The 20,025-nt window shown below is 73.8% G+C and carries 19 protein-coding genes; 8 read left to right on the forward strand and 11 right to left on the reverse strand.

Annotation, left to right across the window (positions count from 1 at the left end; all coding sequences use genetic code 11):
• Positions 1–9: 9 nt before the first annotated feature.
• Complete coding sequence (locus APR03_RS12150) at positions 10–225, reverse strand: hypothetical protein (protein ID WP_253835989.1); 216 nt, start codon at positions 223–225, stop codon at positions 10–12.
• A 261-nt stretch (positions 226–486) separates the two neighbouring features.
• Here APR03_RS12150 and APR03_RS12155 point away from each other — a divergent pair, with 261 nt between their 5' ends.
• A complete protein-coding gene (locus tag APR03_RS12155; protein WP_253835991.1) occupies positions 487–1,557 on the forward strand; it encodes a chymotrypsin family serine protease in 1,071 nt (356 codons plus the stop codon).
• 223 nt (positions 1,558–1,780) lie between these two features.
• On the forward strand, positions 1,781–2,125 hold the full coding sequence (locus APR03_RS12160; RefSeq protein WP_253835993.1) for a hypothetical protein: 345 nt from the start codon (positions 1,781–1,783) through the stop codon (positions 2,123–2,125).
• A gap of 49 nt (positions 2,126–2,174) precedes the next feature.
• Here the strand turns inward: APR03_RS12160 and APR03_RS12165 are convergent, their stop codons facing one another.
• Positions 2,175–4,331 carry a S9 family peptidase gene (locus tag APR03_RS12165; RefSeq protein WP_253835995.1) on the reverse strand — a complete coding sequence of 719 codons (2,157 nt, stop codon included), beginning with the start codon at positions 4,329–4,331 and terminating at the stop codon, positions 2,175–2,177.
• 49 nt (positions 4,332–4,380) lie between these two features.
• Positions 4,381–6,423, reverse strand: a complete 2,043-nt coding sequence (locus APR03_RS12170) for a bifunctional copper resistance protein CopD/cytochrome c oxidase assembly protein (RefSeq protein ID WP_253835997.1) — start codon at positions 6,421–6,423, stop codon at positions 4,381–4,383.
• A gap of 167 nt (positions 6,424–6,590) precedes the next feature.
• Between APR03_RS12170 and APR03_RS12175 the strand changes: the two genes are divergently transcribed.
• Positions 6,591–6,863 carry a WhiB family transcriptional regulator gene (locus APR03_RS12175; protein ID WP_253836325.1) on the forward strand — a complete coding sequence of 91 codons (273 nt, stop codon included), beginning with the start codon at positions 6,591–6,593 and terminating at the stop codon, positions 6,861–6,863.
• A 133-nt stretch (positions 6,864–6,996) separates the two neighbouring features.
• Here APR03_RS12175 and APR03_RS12180 read toward each other — a convergent pair whose 3' ends face one another.
• The 4 genes from APR03_RS12180 to APR03_RS12195 form a co-directional block, all read right to left on the reverse strand.
• Complete coding sequence (locus tag APR03_RS12180; protein ID WP_253835999.1) at positions 6,997–8,439, reverse strand: dihydrolipoamide acetyltransferase family protein; 1,443 nt, start codon at positions 8,437–8,439, stop codon at positions 6,997–6,999.
• An 18-nt stretch (positions 8,440–8,457) separates the two neighbouring features.
• Entirely contained in the window at positions 8,458–9,483 is a 1,026-nt protein-coding gene (locus tag APR03_RS12185; protein WP_275977470.1) for an alpha-ketoacid dehydrogenase subunit beta, read from the reverse strand.
• Positions 9,484–9,488: 5 nt separating this feature from the next.
• Entirely contained in the window at positions 9,489–10,655 is a 1,167-nt protein-coding gene (gene pdhA, locus APR03_RS12190; RefSeq protein ID WP_253836003.1) for a pyruvate dehydrogenase (acetyl-transferring) E1 component subunit alpha, read from the reverse strand.
• A 299-nt stretch (positions 10,656–10,954) separates the two neighbouring features.
• Positions 10,955–12,430 carry an MFS transporter gene (locus APR03_RS12195; RefSeq protein ID WP_253836004.1) on the reverse strand — a complete coding sequence of 492 codons (1,476 nt, stop codon included), beginning with the start codon at positions 12,428–12,430 and terminating at the stop codon, positions 10,955–10,957.
• 101 nt (positions 12,431–12,531) lie between these two features.
• Between APR03_RS12195 and APR03_RS12200 the strand changes: the two genes are divergently transcribed.
• Positions 12,532–13,428 carry a helix-turn-helix transcriptional regulator gene (locus APR03_RS12200; RefSeq protein ID WP_253836006.1) on the forward strand — a complete coding sequence of 299 codons (897 nt, stop codon included), beginning with the start codon at positions 12,532–12,534 and terminating at the stop codon, positions 13,426–13,428.
• A 33-nt stretch (positions 13,429–13,461) separates the two neighbouring features.
• Here the strand turns inward: APR03_RS12200 and hisC are convergent, their stop codons facing one another.
• A complete protein-coding gene (hisC, locus tag APR03_RS12205; RefSeq protein ID WP_253836008.1) occupies positions 13,462–14,550 on the reverse strand; it encodes a histidinol-phosphate transaminase in 1,089 nt (362 codons plus the stop codon).
• A gap of 14 nt (positions 14,551–14,564) precedes the next feature.
• Between hisC and APR03_RS12210 the strand changes: the two genes are divergently transcribed.
• Positions 14,565–14,972 carry a phage holin family protein gene (locus tag APR03_RS12210; RefSeq protein WP_253836010.1) on the forward strand — a complete coding sequence of 136 codons (408 nt, stop codon included), beginning with the start codon at positions 14,565–14,567 and terminating at the stop codon, positions 14,970–14,972.
• A 21-nt stretch (positions 14,973–14,993) separates the two neighbouring features.
• Here APR03_RS12210 and APR03_RS12215 read toward each other — a convergent pair whose 3' ends face one another.
• The 3 genes from APR03_RS12215 to APR03_RS12225 form a co-directional block, all read right to left on the reverse strand.
• Positions 14,994–16,562: an alpha/beta hydrolase family protein gene (locus APR03_RS12215; RefSeq protein WP_253836012.1), complete on the reverse strand. Its 1,569-nt coding sequence runs from the start codon at positions 16,560–16,562 to the stop codon at positions 14,994–14,996.
• Positions 16,559–16,807, reverse strand: coding sequence for a hypothetical protein (locus tag APR03_RS12220; protein WP_253836014.1), 249 nt, complete (start codon positions 16,805–16,807; stop codon positions 16,559–16,561). Before APR03_RS12220 ends, APR03_RS12215 begins: the two co-directional genes overlap by 4 nt.
• Positions 16,808–17,062: 255 nt before the next feature.
• Positions 17,063–17,668: a TetR/AcrR family transcriptional regulator gene (locus APR03_RS12225; RefSeq protein ID WP_253836016.1), complete on the reverse strand. Its 606-nt coding sequence runs from the start codon at positions 17,666–17,668 to the stop codon at positions 17,063–17,065.
• A 44-nt stretch (positions 17,669–17,712) separates the two neighbouring features.
• On the opposite strand from APR03_RS12225, the gene APR03_RS12230 reads away from it, so the two are divergent.
• The 3 genes from APR03_RS12230 to APR03_RS12240 are packed head-to-tail and all read left to right on the forward strand — an operon-like array spanning position 17,713 to position 20,022.
• Entirely contained in the window at positions 17,713–18,129 is a 417-nt protein-coding gene (locus APR03_RS12230) for a DUF952 domain-containing protein (RefSeq protein WP_253836018.1), read from the forward strand.
• Between the two features lie 22 nt (positions 18,130–18,151).
• The gene (gene purB, locus APR03_RS12235; protein WP_253836019.1) at positions 18,152–19,627 is read left to right on the forward strand and encodes an adenylosuccinate lyase; all 1,476 of its coding nucleotides are present in this window, start codon (positions 18,152–18,154) and stop codon (positions 19,625–19,627) included.
• A gap of 23 nt (positions 19,628–19,650) precedes the next feature.
• Positions 19,651–20,022, forward strand: coding sequence for a hypothetical protein (locus tag APR03_RS12240; protein ID WP_253836020.1), 372 nt, complete (start codon positions 19,651–19,653; stop codon positions 20,020–20,022).
• Positions 20,023–20,025: the final 3 nt, after the last annotated feature.

Raw genomic sequence — 20,025 nt, forward strand, 5'->3', positions numbered from 1 at the left:
CGCCCATTGTCACTCGGTCGGCGTGGTGTCCTGGTCGGTGTCCGGCCTGCGGGCACGCCACTGCTCGACCAGCGCCTTGTCGGCGCGGCGACGGGTGAGGTCGCTCTTGCCGGCGTGCACGGCCGCCCGGTGCGCGAGCAGGGCGTCCCGGTCTCGCTCGAGCGCCCACATGAGGGCGGCGCGCACGTCCGCGCGGGTCACCCGCGTGCTCCGCGTCTCGTCCATCGTCCCGATCATTCTCGCCGTTCCGTAGTTCGCCGGCGCCCAGGTCGGGCGCCGCCAACGTTTCAGGAGGCAGTTCCGGGGAGGTTTGTGACATCCCTGGCCTTCCTGGCTTTCACCCGGCCATGGTTGGGTGTAGCAGAGGAACGTATCGCGCAAACCCGGCGCGGCGATATCCACCTTTCGGATGACTTCGTGGGTCAGAACGGCGTGTCGTGACGGCGTGTGCGTGTCGTGTCAGTGGGTGAGGAGAGGATCAGGGTCATGGACCGCGACCAGGCCAGGAAGTTGAAGGAGCAGCTTGCGGCGTTCGCCCGGGACCTCGCCGAGCGCCAGGGGGTGGTGGCCACACCGCGGTCGCTGGGGGCGCAGTCGGCGCAGGAGCGGGTGTCGGAGGCGGCCGACGTCGTACGCGCCCCGACTCTCGCGCTCGGGCTGGTGCCGCAGGGAGAGGGCGGCTTCGGCATCGCCGTCCGCTACCGCCTGGGCGTACCGCGTGCCCGGTCGATCGTGCGCAAGGTCTTGGCGGAGGTGGGACCCGAGGTCGACGTGCGGCGCACGGGCCGCATCCGCCCGGTGAGCGAGCTGGGGCCACGCCCGCCCGCGCCGACGTCGCTGGCGGACGGCGACACGGACCGCCGTCGTCCGCTGCGGCCCGGCGTCTCGATCGGCCACGTGGGCGTCACGGCCGGCACCCTGGGGGCGTTCGTGACCCGTCCGGGCGGGGACGACGACGGCGCGCTGTACGCCCTGTCGAACTACCACGTGCTGGCCGGGTCGCCGGACGCGCGGCCCGGCGACATCGTGCTGCAGCCGGGCCCGGCGGACGGCGGCCTGGCGCCGGGCGACCGGATCGGCGAGCTGGCCCAGGTGGTGGACCTGGACCCGCTCGAGCCCGCGGTCACGGACGCCGCCATCGCGCGCCTGGACCGGGTCCCGGTCGACTTCGAGTACCCGGTGGGCCGCGTGGTGAAGACCGCGCGCGCCCTCGGCGGGGAGATCGTCGGCAAGGTGGGCCGGACGACGGCGGTCACGCGCGGGCGGGTGACCGCCATCGAGCTGGACGACGTCATCGTGGGCTACGAGGACCTCGGCGCGCTCGGGTTCGACGACCAGATCGAGATCGAGAGCCTCCACGACGGCCCGTTCTCGCGCGGCGGCGACTCGGGGGCGCTGGTCTACCGGGAGGACGGCGTGGCGCTGGGGCTGCTGTTCGCCGGGTCCGAGTCGGGCGGGCGCAGCGGCAAGGGGCTGACCTACGCCAACCCGATCGACCGCGTGCTGGAGATCCTCGGCGTGGAGCTGGCGCGGGAGGCACCGCACCCGTTCGGATGAGGGCGGGCCCGGGATGTTCGGTGTGCGCACCAGCGTTTCACCCCTCGGGCGTGTCGCGCGGGGCTCTGTCGGCGCCGGGCGTGTCCGCGCGGCGCGTCGCGGTCGAGAGTCCCGCTGACCTGCGGCGCCGCCCGACCGCCGCGACGAGCCCTGGGAGCCCTTCCACGCCCGGTGGAAGGGGGTAGACACGGGGGACACAATGGATGACCAGGAGGTGATCGGGATGGCAACACTCGACGAGGCCCGTTCCGCCAAGGCCGCACTGCGCGACACCGTGGCCGGGCTGGACGGTGTGATCGGCGTCGGCGTCGCCCCTGAGTTCACGACCTCCCTCGAGCAGCCCCCGCGCGAGTACCGCGCCCGGGCGCAGGGGGAACCCGGTGGCTCCCGCGGCTCACAGGTCGAGGTGCTCGCCGAGGAGGTCTCGGTGGAGCAGGTGACCGGGCCCGGCGGAAGCTGGGTGCTGCAGGTCAACGTGACCGACCCGCGTCTGGTGGACAAGATCCCGGAGGAGATCGACGACGTGGCGGTGCGCGTGCGCGTCGTCGGGGCCGTCCGGGCGGGCTGACGCCCGCCGCCGAGGTGAGGCGCACGCGCTCCACCTCGGCGTACGCAGGTCAGCCCAGCGTGGCCGGCAGCTCTGGCGTCTCGCCCAGCACCCGCTCCGCGAGGAACGCCGAGACCACCTGGTACCAGACCTTGGCGTTCTGCGGCGAGAGCACCCAGTGGTTCTCGTCCGGGAAGTACAGGAACCGGTGCGCCGTCTCGCCGTCGTCGGACGCGGGCAGGCCCGACTTCGTCAGCAGCTCGAACCAGAGGCGCAGCCCCTCCCCGACCGGGACGCGGTAGTCCTTGTCGCCGTGGATCACGAGCATCGGCGTGCGGATCTCGCCCACGGACAGGTGCGGGCTGTTCTCCAGCGCCCTCTCGGGCGTCATCTCGCGGGCCCAGTAGTAGCCCGCGTCGGTGGTCGGGCCGAACTGGTCCAGCGCCCACAGGCTCGCGTGGGTCACGACCGCCTGGAAGCGGTCGGTGTGGCCCGCCACCCAGTTCGCCATGTAGCCGCCGAACGAGCCGCCCATGGCCGCCGTGCGGGTCCCGTCGATCTCGGGCAGCGCCTCCGCCGCGTCCGTGATGGCCATGAGGTCGGTGAACGGCGCCCTGCCCCAGGCACCCCAGCCCCGCTGGACGAACTCCTGGCCGTAACCCGTCGACAGCGCCGGGTCCGGCAGCAGCACCGCGTACCCCTGCGCCACCATCAGCCACGGGTTCCAGCGCCAGCTCCACGCGTTCCAGGAGCCCAGCGGGCCGCCGTGGATCCACAGCAGGAGCGGGGCCGGGGCGTCCGGGCCGGCGTCCGGGGGCAGCGCGAGCCAGGCGCGCACCCGCGCGCCGTCGGCGGCGGTGGTCTCGACCTCGGTGAGGGTGCCCGGCAGGGCGGGCGCGGGCACCGGCGAGCGGAGCAGGGTCGCGGCGACCGGCGTCCGCTCCCCGGCCGCACCCGAGGCGACGAAGGCGCCCAGGTCGATCCGCACGGGCTCGGCCGGGGCGGCGTAGGACGAGCGCAGCGCGAAGACGGTGGCGCCGTCCGGCGTGACGGACAGGTCGGAGAAGACGGCGTCGTCGGAGGTCACCCGCTCCACGACCACGTCGCTGCCCGGCAGCTCCCCGGCGAACGTGAGCAGGAAGACCGGGCCGCGCCCGTCGTCGTCGGCCTGGACCAGCAGGCCGCTGCCGTCCGGGAGCCAGGTGGGGCGGCCGGGCCAGCGGTCCCAGTCGTCGGCGAGCACGACCGGGTCGGCGGACCCGTCGGTGGGCACGAGCCCGAGGCGGGTCACCGGCGCCTGCTCGGGCGTGGAGATCGACTCGGTCAGGTACGCGACCCAGGCGCCGTCGGGCGAGATGCGGGGCGCCCCGGCGTCGGCGTCCGGGTCGTCGACGAGGATCCGGCGGTCGCCCGTGGCGGTGTCGACGGCGACGACGGTGCCGCGGCGGGCCGCTCCAGCGTCGGGCACGGCCCAGGTCGTCACGAGCGTGGCGCCGTCGGCGGACAGGTCCGCGGTGTGCTCGTCGAGCTGGCGTCCCGGGCCCGTGAGGTCGCGCAGGTCCAGGAGCCGGGGATCGGGCGTCGCGCCGGGCCGCTCCCCGTCCGCAGGGGCCGGCAGCGGCGACGCCGGCTGGTCGGCGAGCGCCGTGAGGTCTCCGGTGAGGCGCCGCACCTGGTCCGGGCCCAGGTCCTGGTCCCAGTACCGGACGGGGTAGCCGGCGTGCAGGACGGCGGACACCTTCTGGTCCTTGCGGGCCGTGCGCAGCGTGGCGTCCTGCGTCAGGTCCTTGGCGGAGGGCAGGACCTGCGCCGCGACGCTCACCACGTCGGCGGCACGCGCGGCGAGCGGGCCGGAGACGCCACCGGGCGCCGTGGCGACGACGTGGGCCTCGCCGCCCCGGGCGGGCAGGAGCCAGAGGGCGGGCACGGGGTCGTCGCCGTCCTTGCCGTCCGGGTCGGGGCGGGCCGACGTGAACAGGAGGTCGCCCGACCGCGTGAAGGTGGCCGAGGACTCTCCCTTGGCCGAGCGGGTCAGGCGCCGGGCGGGCGCCTCGCCGGCGGGGTCCACCTCCCACAGGGCCGTGCGGTAGGCGGTGCGCTCGCCGTCGAGCGTCTGGACGGTGACGACGAGCCGGGAGCCGTCCGGACCGGCCGTGAGACCGGTGAGGCGGGGGACGGCGACGTAGTGGTCGAGGTCGTGGAACGGGGTCTGCGCGGTTTCGCTCACCGCCCACGTCTACCACGCACGGGACGCCGGGTGGTCGTGAATTACCGTGCTACCCCTCGGTGCGCCGGGTCTGCTCCGCCTTCTCGGCCAGCATGGCGTTGTACGCCTCGAGCTCGGCGTCGCCGTCGCGTTCCGCCTTGCGGTCGGTGCGCCGGGCCTCGCGCGCGTCGGACCGGGTCCACGAGATCGCGACGCCGACGGCGAGGAGCAGGGTCGGCAGTTCACCGATGCCCCAGGCCACGGCGCCGCCCTTCTGCTGGTCCTCGATGGCGCTGGGTCCCCACGGCCGGCCGAGGAGGCCGAACCACTCGGGGACGAGCAGCGCGGTGCCGGACGTGAGCGCCACGCCGAAGAACGCGTGGAACGCCATGGTGGCGAACAGGAGCACGAGGCGCAGCGGGTACCCGGGCCGCGAGGGGCCGGGGTCGACGCCGATGAGCGCGTTCGCGAAGAGGTACCCGACGAGCGTGAAGTGGGCGACCATCCACAGGTGGCCGGCGTAGGTGTCCAGGGCGAGCTCGAACAGGGGCGTGAAGTAGAAGACGATCATCCCGCCCGCGAACAGGACGGCCGCGACCACGGGGTGCGCCATGAACCGGCCCCAGGCCGAGTGCACGAGCGTGAGCACCCACTCCCGGGGTCCCCGCGAGCCGTCCTTGCGGGCCGGGACCGCTCGGACCAGCAGCGTCACGGGTGCGGCGAGCACGAGGAAGAGGGGCACCACCATCGCCAGGACCATGTGCTGCACCATGTGGGCGCTGAACAGCACGTGCCCGTAGGTGGCGGCACCGCCGTTCGTGGCCCAGAACAGGACCACGATGCCCAGGCACCACGCGATGGTGCGCCCCACGGGCCACGCGTCGCCGCGTCGCCGCAGGCGCACCGTCCAGCCCACGTACACGACGAGTGCGGCGGCGCACGCGAACGCGAGGATGACGTCCCACTGGAACTCGGTGAACCAGCGCGCGAGCGTGGGCTCGGGCGGCAGGGGGTGACCCGTGACGATCTCGGCGGGGGTGCTGTCGGCGACCTCCTCGGACACGGGCGGGGCGGTCGAGCCGAGGGCCACCGCGACGCCGGACACGGCACCCATCACCCCGACCTCGACGGCCGCGAGCCGCCAGAACAGGCCGATCGCCGCGTTGCGGGTGGTCGTGGGGGACGCCAGCCGGGCGACGACGGTGGTCCGGTGCAGCCAGCCCAGCCCGCCCAGCACCACCAGGAGCGCGACCTTCACGATGAGCAGGACCCCGTAGTCGGTGTTCAGCTTGTCGAGCGATCCGATCCGGACCCAGGCGCTGACCAGCCCGGAGACCGCAACGGCGAGGAAGCACCAGAGGGCGATCCCGGAGTAGCGGCTGATGACGTCCGGCGTCGCCGCGTGCCGCACGCCGATCAGGGCGATGACCGCCAGGCCACCGATCCAGAGGGCCGCGCCGCCGAGGTGCAGGAACAGGGCCGAGACGGCGAGGTCGTGGCTGGCCGCCCCCGCGGCGTGCCCGGTCGAGGACTGCATGCCGAGCGCGACGAGGGGCAGCGCCAGCGTGGTCAGGGCGCCCACGGGTCCGCGCACGAGCAGGGCGAGGGCAGCCGTCACCGCGGCGACGACGACGATGCCCAGGTACGTGCGCCCGACCGTGATGGTCGAGACGTACTCCATGAGCGTGGGCCCGAACCCCTCCGCGTCCAGGGGCAGGTACGTGGACCACGAGAAGCGCAGGACGAGCTGGACCAGCGCGGCGAGCGTCCACAGACCCGCGGCCACACCCGCGACCCCGAGCGCCCGGTCGACCAGCGGGCCCTGCGGCAGCACGAACGCGGCCAGCGCGAGCGCGCCCACGGTGACGGCGACCGACAGCTCGGTGACCACCGTCGCCACGGGAGCGCCCCAGCGCACGACGGCGCCCGGGTCGGTGAAGCTGGCGAACGCGGTGAAGGCCCCGGAGAAGGCGCCGGCCGCGACCAGGGCCGCGAACGCGACGAGGACGGCGGCAGGCAGCGCGGCGACGAGCCACGACGGGCTCGCCGGGCCGCTCGCTGCGGCGGTCCGTGCTGGTCTACCGGTCCTGTTCCGGGCGTCGGTCGGGGTCACGCGGTCCAGCCTAGGCGTGCCGGGCCCCTGCTCTGACCGTCCCCGGGTGTCCGGTTGACCACGCCGTGAGCCAGGGCGAACCGGACATTCCGACGAAGTCCAGGAAAAGTTCGGCTGGATTATGCACCAAACCCAACCCTTTAGCCCTCTTCTGCGTTGTGACCAGTGTGGACCTCGCGAACATCATCACCGAGACCGACGACTCCGTGCCGTGCTCGGACCAGCCTGAGCTCTGGTTCGCGGAGCATCCGGCTGACCTCGAGGCGGCGAAGCGTGCGTGCGGCGACTGCCCGCTGAAGGCCCAGTGCCTCGCGGGTGCGCTGGCCCGCCGCGAGCCGTGGGGTGTCTGGGGCGGCGAGATCGTCGTCGACGGCACCGTGCGGAGCCGCAAGCGCCGCCGCGGCCGGCCGCGGTCGATCGGCGGCATGCGCGTGGCGTGAGGCCACGCGGTCCGGACGGCTTCGCGCCGTCCGACACCGGAACCTGCCCGGGGCACGGCGGCCGAGCCCAGCCGCCGTGACACGTCAGACCCTCAGGTCACCAGGGTGACCTGAGGGTCTGACGCGTTCGGGGTCAGCCCCAGACGAGGCCGCGGGCCGGGTCCTCCAGGACGCGCGCGACGTCGGACAGGAACCGGGCACCGAGCTCGCCGTCGGCCAGCCGGTGGTCGAAGCTGAAGCTGAGCGTCGTCACCCAGCGCGGCTTCACCTTGCCCTTGTGCACCCAGGGCTGCTGCCGGATCGCACCGAAAGCCAGTATCCCCGACTCCCCCGGGTTCAGGATCGGCGTACCGGTGTCGATACCGAAGACGCCGAGGTTGGTGATGGTGATGGTGCCGTCGGACATGTCGGTCACCGAGGTACGCCCGGCCCGCGCCGTCGCGGTCAGCCCGGCCAGCGCCTTCGCGATGCCGAGCAGGTCGAGCGTGTGGGCGTCCTTGATGTTCGGCACCACGAGACCCCGGGGCGTCGCCGCGGCGATGCCCAGGTTCACGTAGTGCTTGTAAACGATCTCCTGGGCCGCGTCGTCCCAGGATGCGTTGATCTGCGGGTGCCGCTTGACGGCCAGCAGCACCGCCTTCGCGGCCACCAGCAGCGGCGTCACCTTGACCTCGGCGAAGTCGCGGTCCTCCTTGAGGGCGGCCACGAGCTTCATCGTCCTGGTGACGTCCACGGTGTGCAGCACGGTCACGTGCGGTGCCGTGAAGGCGCTCGCGACCATCGCCTCGGCCGTGCGCTTGCGCACCGACCGCACCGGGACGCGCGTCTGCCGCCCGTCCGGGGACACCACGCCGGAGGCGAGCCACGGCTCGTCGTCCGGGTAGTGCGTCAGGGTCCGCACCGAGGAGCGCTCGGCGTGGGCGACCACGTCCTCGCGCGTGACGATGCCCCCCGGACCCGACGCGTGCACCCCCGCCAGGTCCACCCCCAGGTCCTTGGCGAGCTTGCGGACCGGCGGCTTGGCGAGCACGCGGGCGCGCGCGGCCGTGGTGGTCCCGTTGTCGGACGGCGGGGTGGCCGGCCTGGGCGCGGGCGGTGCCGCTGGCGCAGGGACGGGTGCCGGTGCGGGAGCCGGTGCCGGCGCGACGGCGACCGCGGCGGCCGGTGCCGGCGCCGCCGTCGACTGGAACCGGCGGCGGCGGCCGCTGGCCTTCGCCTCGGCGGTCCCGTACCCCACCAGCACCGACCCGGACCCCTCGTCCTGGGCGCCCTCGGCCGGGGCCGACGTCGCGGCACCGTTCGACGACGGCCCCGCGGGCGCACCGCCGCCGGACACCGCGATCTCGATGATCGCGGTGCCGACGTCCACGGTGGTGCCCGGCTCGACGAGCAGGGCGGAGACGGTCCCGGCCCAGGGCGACGGCAGGTCGACGAGCGACTTCGCCGTCTCGATCTCGACGATCGTCTGGTTCACCTCGACGGTGTCGCCCACGGCGACCCGCCACTCGACGATCTCCGCCTCGGTGAGACCCTCACCGACGTCGGGGAGCGGGAACCTCTGGTTGTTCGAGCTCACTGGCTGCTGGCTCCTTGCTCAGTGCGCGAAGGCACGGTCGACGGCGTCGAGCACACGGTCCACGCTCGGCAGGTACTCGTGCTCGTGCTTGGCCACGGGGTACGGCGTGTGGAATCCACCCACCCGGAGCACCGGCGACTCCAGCGCGTAGAAGCACTCCTCCGTGACGCGGGCCGCGATCTCCGCGCCCGCCCCGAAGAACACGGGCGCCTCGTGGATCACGACGCACCGCCCCGTCTTGCGCACGCTGGCCACGACGGCTCCGGTGTCGAGCGGCGAGATCGCGCGCAGGTCGACGACCTCGGCCGAGCGCCCCTCCTCCGCGAGCGCGGCGGCGGTCTTGAGCGCCGTCTCGACCGACGGCCCGTAGGCCACCAGGGTCACGTCGGTGCCGGTCCGGACCACCTGGGCGGCGTTGAGGGTCGCCGACCCGACCGGCACGTCGAGATCCACCTCGCCCTTGGCCCAGTAGCGGCCCTTGGGCTCGAAGAACACGACGGGATCCGGCGAGGCGATGGCCTCCTGGATCATCGTGTACGCGTCCTGCGGGCTGCTCGGGGAGACCACGCGCAGACCGGCGGTGTGCGCGAACAGCGCCTCCGGGCTCTCGCTGTGGTGCTCGACGGCGCCGATGCCACCGCCGTAGGGGATGCGGATGACCACGGGCATGTCGATCGCGCCGCGCGTGCGGTTGTGGATCTTGGCGAGCTGCGTGGTGATCTGGTTGAACGCCGGGAAGACGAACCCGTCGAACTGGATCTCGCAGACCGGCCGGTAGCCGCGCATGGCGAGGCCGATGGCGGTGCCGACGATGCCGGACTCCGCCAGCGGCGTGTCCACCACGCGCTCCTCGCCGAACTCCGCCTGCAGGCCGTCGGTGACCCGGAAGACGCCGCCCAGCGGGCCGATGTCCTCGCCCATGAGCAGCACCTTGTCGTCGCGCCGCATCGCGGCGCGCAGGCCCTCGTTGACGGCCTTGCCGAGCGTCAGGGTCTTCGTGCCCTCGGCGCGGGCGCCGGACGTGGTCTGCGTGCGTTCCGCCATGGTTGTCATCGTGCGCCTCCCTGGGCCGTCTCCGCGATCGCGTACTGCTCGGCCGGCGGGTCGCCGGCCTCGTATGCCTCGTACCAGGCCCGCTCCGAGGCGACGATGCCGTGCGGAGTGGCGTAGACGTCGTCGAACGTCGAGACGGGTGCTCCGCCGTCGAGGGCGCGGACGCCGGAACGGAGCCCCACGCCGAGCTCGTCGGCGGACGCCTGGACCTGGGCCACGAACTCGTCGTCGAGCTCGCCCTCGGCCCGCAGGAGCGCGGCGAGGCGGTCGATCGGGTCGCGACGCCGCCACACCTCCTCCTGGTCGGTGGTGCGGTACCGCGTCGGGTCGTCCGACGTCGTGTGGGCGCCCATGCGGTACGTGAACGCCTCGATGAAGCTGGGGCCCTGGCCCAGGCGGGCCCGCTCGAGGGCCTCCTGCGTCGCCGCGTAGACGGCGAGCACGTCGTTGCCGTCGACCCGCAGGCTCGGCATGCCGAACGCCTCGCCGCGCCGGTAGAGCGGGGTGCGGGTCTGGCGGCTGGTCGGCTCGGAGATGGCCCACTGGTTGTTCTGCAGGAAGAACACGACGGGCGCCTGGTTCACCGTGGCGTACACCATGGCCTCGTTGACGTCGCCCTGCGAGGTGGCGCCGTCGCCGAAGTAGGTGATCACGGCCGTGCCGTCGTGCTTGTCGAGCGGGGTGCCGTCGCGCTGGACGCCCATGGCGTAGCCGGTGGCGTGCAGCGCGTGCGCACCGATGACCACCGTGTAGACGTGCGCGTTGTGCTCGTTCGGGTCCCAGCCACCGTGGTCGGACCCGCGGAAGAACCGCAGCCGGTCGACGGTGTCCACGCCACGGACCTGCAGCACGCCGTGCTCCCGGTAGGACGGGAACACGAAGTCCTGCGGCCGCAGTGCGTAGGCGCTGCCGACCTGCGCGGCCTCCTGGCCACGAGAGGGTGCGTACAGGGCGAGCTCGCCCTGCCGCTGGAGCGACGTCGCCTCTTCGTCGAATCGGCGGGTCAGGACCATGTCGCGGTACATGCCACGGAGGTTCTCCGGGGTCAGGTCCGCTGCGCGGTCGCGGTACCCCTTGGTGCCGCGCGTGGTGACGCGGCGACCTTCGGGGTCGAGTAGCTGCAACGTCGGGATCGCCTCGTTGGAGCCGTTGGTCGTAGTCACACTTCCTCCTTCGACTGCGGACGCGAGCGCCCGCAGTTGCGGAGACGCCCGGCCCGTTCCGGGGACCTTTCCATCCTGGCACGGGTCCAGCCGGAAATATGGCCGATCCGCAACCTACGCTCTCGTAGCCTACGCAAGCGTAGGCTACGGCTCCGTAGGTCGGTCTGCCGCGATGTCGCCCAATCTCTCGGGGAGGCGTTTGTGGACTTCCGCCAACTGCCGCGACGCAGTCTCGGTGCGGCGCCCGACAGGGCTCCTGCGTCTCGCCGCCCGCCCGGCGATACCCGGGCGGGGGCAGGTCACGGTCGCTTCGTGGCGTGCACGGCCAGCACCGCGAAGACGACGGCGCACCCCGCCTGCACGGCCAGCGCCACCACCAGGCCGACGGCGAGACCGGCGTCGGACCCCGTGGCCTCCGCCGAGGCCGTGCCGTCCGCCGCGCTCGCCACCGCGTGGAAGAGCCCGCCGAGGAGCGCCACGCCCAGGCCCAGACCGAGCTGCTGCAGCGTGGTGAACAGTCCGCCCGCGGTGCCCGCGGCCCACGTCGGCGTGCGCGAGAGCACCGTCTGCAGCACGGGCCCGTACATCATCGCCTGGGCCGCGCCGAGCACGACCAGGAGCGGCTGCAGCGCCACGGGTGCGGACCCGCCGTCGTCGAGCCCCACGACCAGGGCGATCCCGAGCAGCGTGCCGGCCTGCCCCAGGGCGGCGTACGCCATGACCCGCGGCCCGACCCGGCGCAGGATCCGGGGCAGCAGCAGCGCCGTGACGAGGAAACCGAACCCGAACCCGAGCAGGTGCACCGCGGCGTCCCAGACGTCGGCACCCCACACGGTCTGCGAGTACTCCGAGATCTCGTAGAGGAAGGCGCCGTAGGTGACGAAGAAGAGCATCGTCATCAGCAGGCCGAGCCGGACGGCCGGGACGCGCAGCACGCTCGGCGGCACGACGGGCAGCAGCCCGCGGCGCTCGGCCCGCAGCTGGGCCACCACGAACACGGTGAGGAACACGGCCGAGACGGCCAGGAGCACCAGCGACCAGACCGGCCAGCCCGCGCCCGGGCCGGTCGTCAGCGGCACGACGAGCGCCACCAGGCCGCCGCCCAGCAGCACCGCTCCCGGCAGGTCGAGCGCGAGCGGGGCCTCCGACCGGGACTCGGGAACCTTGCGCAGCCCGGCCACCGCGCCGACCGCGATCGCGGCGGTGACGAGCTGGACGGCACGCCAGCCGAGGTGCCCGGGCAGCAGGACGGCGACCGCGCCCGCCACGACCTGGCCGCCGATGGTGGCGACGGCCCCGGCCGCGGTGAACAGGATGATCCCCCTGGTGCGCAGGTTCTCCGGCGCCGTGACCTGGATGGTGGAGAGCACCTGCGGCGTGAACAGCCCTGCCGCCAGGCCGAGTGCCGCACGCAGCACGACGAGGTCGGTCAGGCCCTGGGCCAGGGCGGTGAGCACCGCGAGCACGGCGAAGGACGTGAGCCCCGTCGCGAGGAGCCGGCGCCGGCCGTACCGGTCGCCGAGCCGGCCGGAGACGACCAGGCCGGCCGCGAACGTCGTCGTGTAGGCGGACAGCACGAGCCCGCCGGACGCCGTGCTCGTGCCCAGGTCCGCGGCGATGGCCGGGACCAGGAGGTTCACGGCTCCGAACGTGAAGTTGACCGGGAGGAAGCCGAGCAGCAGCACGGCCAGGCCCGCCGTGGTCAGCGCACGCGCCGGGACGCGCACGTCCTGGGCCGGCGCCGCCGCGGCGGTCAGCGAGGGGGATGTCGTCATGGTTCCACGGTGGCCCGCCCCGCATCCCGGTACCAGATGCGTGTTCATACCGGTACTGCCACCACCTGGTTAACCGGTGGCCCGGGGGTGACACTGGTTCGGTGACCACGACCGCGCCCGACCCGAAGGCGCTCGGCGCCTTCCTCCGCGAGCGCCGGGGCCGGGTCGATCCTGCCGACGTCGGGCTGCCGGAGGTCGGCCGGAGGCGTACCCCGGGGCTCCGTCGCGAGGAGGTGGCGCAGCTCGCCGGGGTCGGCGTCACCTGGTACACGTGGCTCGAGCAGGGGCGTGCGGCCAACCCGTCCGACCAGGTGCTCGGCGCGGTCGCGCGCGCTCTGCGGCTGTGCCACGAGGAGCGGCGGTACCTGATGATCCTCGCGGGCCGCGCTGCCGACACGGGGTCGGGCGCACCCGACCCGCTCATGCGGGTGCTGCCGGAGCACGTGATGCTCCTGGAGCGGATGCTCCCGTACCCCGCGGCGATCCAGACCGCCGCGTACGACCTCGTCGCGACCAACCGCAGCTACCGCTATCTCTTCGGTGACCTCGACGCCGTCGACCCGGCCGACCGGAACTGTGCGTGGCTCCTGTTCACCGACGACACGTGGCGCGCCGGCCTCGTGGAGCCCGAGGTGGTGCTGCGCGACCTCGCCGGGCGGCTCCGCGCCCGGGAGGCCGAGTTCCGCGGCAACCCGCGGTGGGGCGGGCTGCTCGACAGCCTGCGGGAGCAGTCGCCCGAGTTCGTGCGCTACTGGGCCGAGCACGAGGTGCGGGGCGACCGTCCGGGACAGCTGCGCCGCTACCGCTCGCCCCGGGTGGGGCGGGTCGACGTCATCCTCCAGAGCCTCTGGCTCGACCGGGGTCGCGGCGAGCGCATCGTCGTGCTGCTGCCCGCCGACGCCGCGTCGGCCCGTCGCCTGGAGCAGCTCGACTCCCTCGTCGGCGCGGCACCGGCCTGGACCGCGCGCGACGGGGTGGTGGAGGCCCTCACCGGCTGACGGCGTCGCCGCGGCCCGTGGTGCGGGCCTCCCTCAGAGCCAGGTGGACGCGATCGACAGGAACGCGTCGTTGGCCTCGGGCTCGCCGATCGTGACGCGGAGGCCATCGCCCGCGAACGGGCGCACGAGCACGCCGGACTCGCGGGCCTGGCCCGCGCGTTCGACGGTCCGCTCACCCAGCCCGAACCAGACGAAGTTCGCCTGCGTCTCGGGCAGGTCCCACCCCTGGTCGCGCAGGGCGTCCGTGACCCGGGTGCGCTCCGCGACGAGGGCGTCGACGCGCTGCATCAGCTCACCCTGCGCCTCGGGCGCGAGCGACGCGAGCGCCGCGACCTGGGCCAGGTGCGAGACGCCGAAGGGCGTCGACACCGCCCGGATGCCCGCGGCGAGGCCAGGCGCGGCGACGGCGTAGCCGACCCGCAGACCCGCCAGGCCGTACGCCTTGGACAGCGTGCGCAGCAGCACGACGTTGGGGTGCCGGCGCAGCAGGTCCACGCCGTCGGGCACCTGGGGATCACGGACGAACTCGAGGTAGGCCTCGTCGACGACGACGAGCACGTTCCGGGGCACCGCGGCCAGGAACGTCTCCAGCTCGTCGGAGTGCACCGCGGGGCCCGTCGGGTTGTTGGGCGTGCAGACCAGCACCACCCGCGTGGCGGGCGTGACGGCGGCCGCCATGGCGGGCAGGTCCAGCCGGCCCGTGCCCTCCTGCACCGGGACCATGACGGCCCGACCGCCCGCGACGGCCACCGCGATGGGGTACGCCTCGAACGACCGCCAGGGGAACACGACCTCGTCGCCGTGCTCGACGACCGCCTGCAGCACGTGGGCGAGCACCGCGACCGAGCCGTTGCCGACCACGACGTTCTCCGGTGCCACGCCCGTGTGTGCCGCGAGCGCCTCGACGAGCTCGCCGGCGTACATGTCCGGGTACCGGTTCACCTCCGTCGCGCCGCGGGCGATCGCGTCCAGCACGGAGGGCAGCGGCGGGTACGGGTTCTCGTTCGACGAGAGCTTCCAGGCCCGGGACCCGGCGGCGACGCGGGCACCGGGCACGTAGGCGGGCAGGGCCGACACGGCGGCGCGGAGCGGTACGGATGCTTCTTCCACGGAGGTCAGCATGCCACGATGGCCGGATGAAGCTCGTGGCGCGCATTCTCATCACCGCACTCGCGATCGGGCTGTCCGCCCTGATCCTCGGCTCGCACATGGACGTGGTGAGCGACGGCACCACGCTCGGCACGATCCTCGCCCTCGTGGTGGTGGCCGTGGTCTACGGCCTGGTCCACATGATCGTGAAGCCGATCGTCCAGCTCATCTCGCTGCCCCTCTACATCCTGACGCTCGGCCTGGTGTCGCTGCTGGTGAACACGCTCATGCTGTGGATCACGACGCTCATCACCAACCAGTCGTGGTTCTCGGACCAGCCCAACTGGGGGCTGGAGGTCAACGGCGGGTTCTGGTGGTACGTGCTGGCCGCGCTCGTGATCTCGGTGGTGCAGACGATCCTGCTGGCCGTGCTGCCCAACCGGGTCACGGACTGAGCCGGCCGCGTCGAGCGGCGGTCATCGAACCGTCCGTTCGACGCGGTAGTACGACGTGGTCACGGTGGTGCCCGCTGCTCCTGCTCCTGCTCCTGCTCCTGCTCCTGCTCCTGCTCCTGCTCCTGCTCCTGCTCCTGGGACGATCCGCTCGGTCACCCCGGCCACGCGCGGGTCACCCGTCCCGAGGGCCAGGTCCAGGGTGCGGACGTGCGTGGCGACCGCGTGCGCCGCGGGCACGCTGCCCGACGCCGCCCGGTCGGCCGGGCCCGTCGAGTCCCGCAGCGACCGGACCACGGTGACCCGGTCCGGGGTGCGCGGGTTCTCCGCGCCGGACCGGCCGTCGGTGTTCGAGACCAGCTCCTCCGGGGTCTCGAGGTGCAGCACCGGGACGCCCGGCGGCGGCGTCAGCAGACCGGTCGGTGCACCTGCGGTGACCAGGCCACCGACGCGGTAGCGGTCCGTGAACCCCGGGCGGGACACCAGCGCCGCGGCCGCCAGACCGCCCAGGCTGTGCCCGACGAACGTGACGGGCTCGTCCGCCCCGACACCGGAGTCCGCGAGCGCCTGCTCGATCGCGGCCGTCGCGCCGTCGGGCTGTCCGGCCATGAGCTCCAGGTCGGTCCGCCCGTCCCAGGGGTGGTCGGCCGGCAGCGCCGACTGGGTGCCGGGGACCAGCACCGTCCACGACACGGCGCCGTCGGCCCCTGCGGCACGCTGGACCGCGATCGTCGCGTCGGGTGCCCCGCCCGTGCCCGGGTAGAGGTCGTCGACGCGGGCGAGCGCCTCCTGGACCGACGCCGCCCGGGTGGTGGCCCAGCCGGGGAACGTCCCGCTCGCGAAGTCGCCCGCGCCCAGCCGGACCACGTCGACGCCGCCCGCGGTCTTCCCGATCAGTGGTGCCTCCCGGGAGAGGTGCGCCAGCACGCCCGCGCCGCCCGCGACGCCGGGCCGGCCCTGGGCCAGGGCGGGCTGCGAGAGCGCGACGCCCGCGCCCGCGCCCGCGAACGCCTCGTCCGTGTACGGGGCCCCGGCGCGTGCTGCGGCGACGCCCGCCCAGCCGACGACCGTCGTGGACGCGCCGCCCGTGAGCACGTCGCCGCCACGCAGGCCGGCGAGCCCTGCTCCGCCCAGCGCGGCCAGCCCTGCCACGCCCGGTCCGCCCAGCGTGCCGAGCGCGGCACCGGCGCCGAAGGCGCCCGCCGTGACCAGCGCGCCCAGCAGGCGTTCCGCGGTCGACTCGGCCTCCTCGTACAGCCCCGCGGCCCGCAGCAGGCGCCAGGCGAGCAGCTCGCACAGCTCGGCGCGGACCATGATGCTCCGCGCCGCCTCCCGGACCGCCGCGTCCAGCGCGAGCGTCTGCGCGGCGAGCGCAACGGGCTCCGCACCGGTCACACGGGTCCCCGCACCGGGGCGGAGCACGTCCCCCGTGGCCACCGCGCAGCAGGTGACCGCGGTCCGCAGGTCTGCGGCGGCGCCGTGCAGCCGCGCGGCCGCGCGGCGTACCGAGTCCGACTCGACGGCCGAGGTGCCGGAACCGCCGTACACGGTGACGGTGTCGGCGGGAGCGAGCGGACCGCTCGGCGAGCTCACCACGGCCGGCCGGCCGCTGTCGCCGCCTGGACGGCGGCCGCCCGCCGCGTGGCGTCGTCCAGGAGCAGCCGGTCCCCGACGAGCCCGTGGAGCACCTCGTCGATCCCGCCGCGGAAGAGGTCCGCGGCGCGGGCCGCCCACTCCACCTCGCGGGCGGCCCGCAGACCGTCGATGGCCAGCTCGGTCATCCGGCCTGCCTCCGCCAGCGCCGAGACCGTGTCGTGGCCCGGTGCGCCCTCGCTCACCGTGTCGTTCCACCCGGTCGTGTCGTTCCACCCGGTCGTGTCGTTCCGTCCGGTCGTGTCGTTCCGTCCACCGGCATCCCCCTGACGTCGTCTGCCGTCCCGTCCTCGTCCCGCACGACAGTAGGCGCCGGGCCGGACGGTGGCCTCCGTCTCCGAGGGAGCCTGTGCACAAGGGGTGGACGAGGCGGGATGTGGTCGAGCCACGTGCCGCGGCACGGCGTCGGGAGGGACCGTCGGGCCGCGCGCCGAAGTCCCTCAGACCCTGGGCCCGAGCACGAGCCGCAGGGCGTGGCGGGCGTGAGCCCGCGCCTCGTCCCGCGTCGGTGCGGGCGTGAGCCCGAGCAGGCGCCGTCGGTGCGCCTCGCCGAGCAGCAGCGTGTAGAGCGGCTCTGCCGATCCGTGGTCGGGGCCGAGGCTTGCGGCGAGCACCTCGATCGAGCGGGCCGGTCCGCGTTCGTAGAACGTCGCCGCGAGCCGCGGCAGCTGGCGAGACTCGGCGACGACCAGGCGGTGGAGCGTGACGGCGTCGTCCCCGTGCAGGATGTGCACCATCCGCGTGGCGAGCTCCTCCAGGTCCGCGCCGTCGTGGACCACCGGCCGCTCGTGGACGTGCAGTCGCTCCACGGCGGCGAAGAAGAGGCCGGTCTTGTCGGTGAAGTGCCGGTAGACGGTGCGCTTGGTCGCCCCCACCGCCAGCGCCACCGCCTCGATCGTCGTGCCGGTGAACCCGCGCTCGGCGAACAGGCGCACAGCGGCCGCCAGGATCTCCTCCCGCCGGGCATCGACGTCCTCGCGGCGCGGGCGACCCGGACCACGCCGCCGTCCGCCTGTGGCGTCGGTCTCTCTGCTCTCGTGCTCCACACTCGTAATGATACGTTGTCGTTTCATTGATCGGAGGAGGACCGATGGCCGGGGAACGACTGCTGCACGTGGCCTTCAGCGACGACTGGGAGGCCTGCGAGCGCTTCGGGGAGTACGACGTCGCGACGCGCAGCACGCTGTTCGATGACACCGGGTACCTCCATGCCACCACCGCGGAGGGTCTGCCGGCGGTGCTGCGCGAGGTCTACGGCGACGCGTCCGAACCCCTCGTGCTCGCCGTGATCGACGAGGCCGCCCTCGCCGACCAGGGCATCACGGTGCGCTGGGAGGCCGGCGCGGGACCGGACGGCTCCGCGGCGCCACGCATCGAGGGCACGCTGCAGATGGATGGCGTCACGGTGCCCGCGGTGCTCCCGGTGGGGCGGGACGCCGGCGGGTGGGTGGCCCCGGACCTCGACGCGTGGCACGTGCGCCGGACACCGCCGCCCGGCGTCGGCTAGGTCGCATGGGAGAATGGGCGCCGTGAACGACACCTCGCCGCAGACCGCCCAGCCCGCCCGCGTCACCCTCGCGGAGGTGAGCCCGGCCATCGCGCTCGGCCCGCTGGACGGCCGGTACCGCAAGGCTGTCGCCCCGCTCGTGGACCACCTGAGCGAGGCCGCGCTGAACCGCGAGCGCCTCCACGTCGAGGTGGAGTGGCTGATCACGCTGTGCAACGGCACTCCCGGCTCCGCGGCGCCGGTGGTGCCCGGGGCGCCCACGCTGACGTCGCAGGAGATCGACTACCTGCGCGCGATCCCGGCGACGTTCGGCGCGGACGAGATCGCCGAGCTGGCCGAGATCGAGCGCGAGACGGTGCACGACGTCAAGGCGGTCGAGTACTTCATCAAGCGCCGGATCGCCGCGGCGCCCGAGGTGCTCGGCGAGACCAGCCTGCCGGCAGCGAGCGAGCTGGTGCACTTCGCGTGCACCAGCGAGGACATCAACAACCTGTCGTACGCGCTGATGGTCCGGGGCGCGGTCCGGCAGGTGTGGCTGCCGGCGGCGACCGCCGTCGTCGACCAGCTCGCGGGCATGGCGCGCGAGCACGCCGCCGCTCCCCTGCTGTCGCGGACGCACGGCCAGCCCGCCACGCCGTCCACCCTGGGCAAGGAGCTGGCCGTCCTGGCGCACCGCCTGCGGCGGCAGCTCCGCCGCGTCGAGGGCGCCGAGTTCCTGGGCAAGCTGAACGGCGCGACCGGCACCTACGGCGCGCACACCGTCGCCGTGCCCGGGGCCGACTGGCCCGCGGTGTCCAAGGCGTTCGTCGAGGGTCTCGGCCTGGACTGGAACCCGCTGACCACCCAGATCGAGTCACACGACTGGCAGGCCGAGGTGTACGCCGACGTCGCGCGGTTCAACCGGATTCTGCACAACCTCGCGACGGACGTGTGGACCTACATCTCGCTGGGGTTCTTCACGCAGATCCCGGTCGCCGGGGCCACCGGCTCGTCCACGATGCCGCACAAGGTGAACCCGATCCGGTTCGAGAACGCCGAGGCCAACCTCGAGATCTCGTGCTCCCTGCTGGACACCCTCTCGGCGACGCTGGTGACGAGCCGTCTGCAGCGCGACCTCACCGACTCCACGACCCAGCGCAACATCGGGCCTGCGTTCGGGCACAGCCTCCTGGCCATCGACAACGTGTCGCGCGGTCTGGACCGGCTCGCCGTGAACGAGACGCTGCTGCGTGAGGACCTCGACGCCAACTGGGAGGTGCTGGGCGAGCCCGTCCAGTCCGCGATGCGCGCGGCCTCGGTCGCGGGCGTGCCCGGCATGGAGAACCCGTACGAGCGTCTCAAGGACCTGACCCGCGGCCAGCGCGTGGACGGTGCGCGCATGCGCGAGTTCGTGGCCGGGCTCGGTCTGCCCGACGACGTCACGGCGCGCCTGACCGACCTCACCCCGGCCACGTACACGGGCCTGGCGGAGCAGCTGGTCAAGGACTATCTGGACTGACCCGCTCGCCTAGGGTCGGGGTCATGACCACGCCCGAGACCGCTCCCGTCGACACCTGGCTGGCCGTCACCCGCGAGGACGGCGAGACCGTCGGCTATCTCGAACCCCTGACCGCCGACTACTCCGACGTGATCCCGCGCAACCGGCTCGGTCACGCCGTCGGCGCTGCGGGCGACTACCACGCGGCCGAGGAGCTCGTGCTGGACCGGGGTCTGCGTGAGCTCGCGCAGCACTGGCAGGTCGACGGCGAGGGTCCCGAGCTGGCGATCAGCGAGCTGTCGCCGGACGGGATCGTGCTGCGTGACGCCCTCCTGTCCAAGGCCCTGGTCCGCTCGGAAGCGGTCCACGTCGCCTGGCCGGACGTCTCACGCCGGCTGCGCCCCGCCGGCGACTGAGTG

Origin of the sequence: Promicromonospora thailandica (assembly GCF_024171955.1) — a bacterium.
GTDB classification, from domain to species: domain Bacteria; phylum Actinomycetota; class Actinomycetes; order Actinomycetales; family Cellulomonadaceae; genus Promicromonospora; species Promicromonospora thailandica.

Excerpts from the sequence above, each read along its gene's own strand:
- APR03_RS12150 (WP_253835989.1), bottom strand. The coding sequence starts at position 225 with ATGGACGAGACGCGGAGCACGCGGGTGACCCGCGCGGACGTGCGCGCC.
- APR03_RS12155 (WP_253835991.1), top strand. The coding sequence starts at position 487 with ATGGACCGCGACCAGGCCAGGAAGTTGAAGGAGCAGCTTGCGGCGTTC.
- APR03_RS12160 (WP_253835993.1), top strand. The coding sequence starts at position 1,781 with ATGGCAACACTCGACGAGGCCCGTTCCGCCAAGGCCGCACTGCGCGAC.
- APR03_RS12185 (WP_275977470.1), bottom strand. The coding sequence starts at position 9,483 with ATGGCGGAACGCACGCAGACCACGTCCGGCGCCCGCGCCGAGGGCACG.
- APR03_RS12195 (WP_253836004.1), bottom strand. The coding sequence starts at position 12,430 with ATGACGACATCCCCCTCGCTGACCGCCGCGGCGGCGCCGGCCCAGGAC.
- hisC (WP_253836008.1), bottom strand. The coding sequence starts at position 14,550 with ATGCTGACCTCCGTGGAAGAAGCATCCGTACCGCTCCGCGCCGCCGTG.
- APR03_RS12210 (WP_253836010.1), top strand. The coding sequence starts at position 14,565 with ATGAAGCTCGTGGCGCGCATTCTCATCACCGCACTCGCGATCGGGCTG.
- APR03_RS12230 (WP_253836018.1), top strand. The coding sequence starts at position 17,713 with ATGGCCGGGGAACGACTGCTGCACGTGGCCTTCAGCGACGACTGGGAG.
- APR03_RS12240 (WP_253836020.1), top strand. The coding sequence starts at position 19,651 with ATGACCACGCCCGAGACCGCTCCCGTCGACACCTGGCTGGCCGTCACC.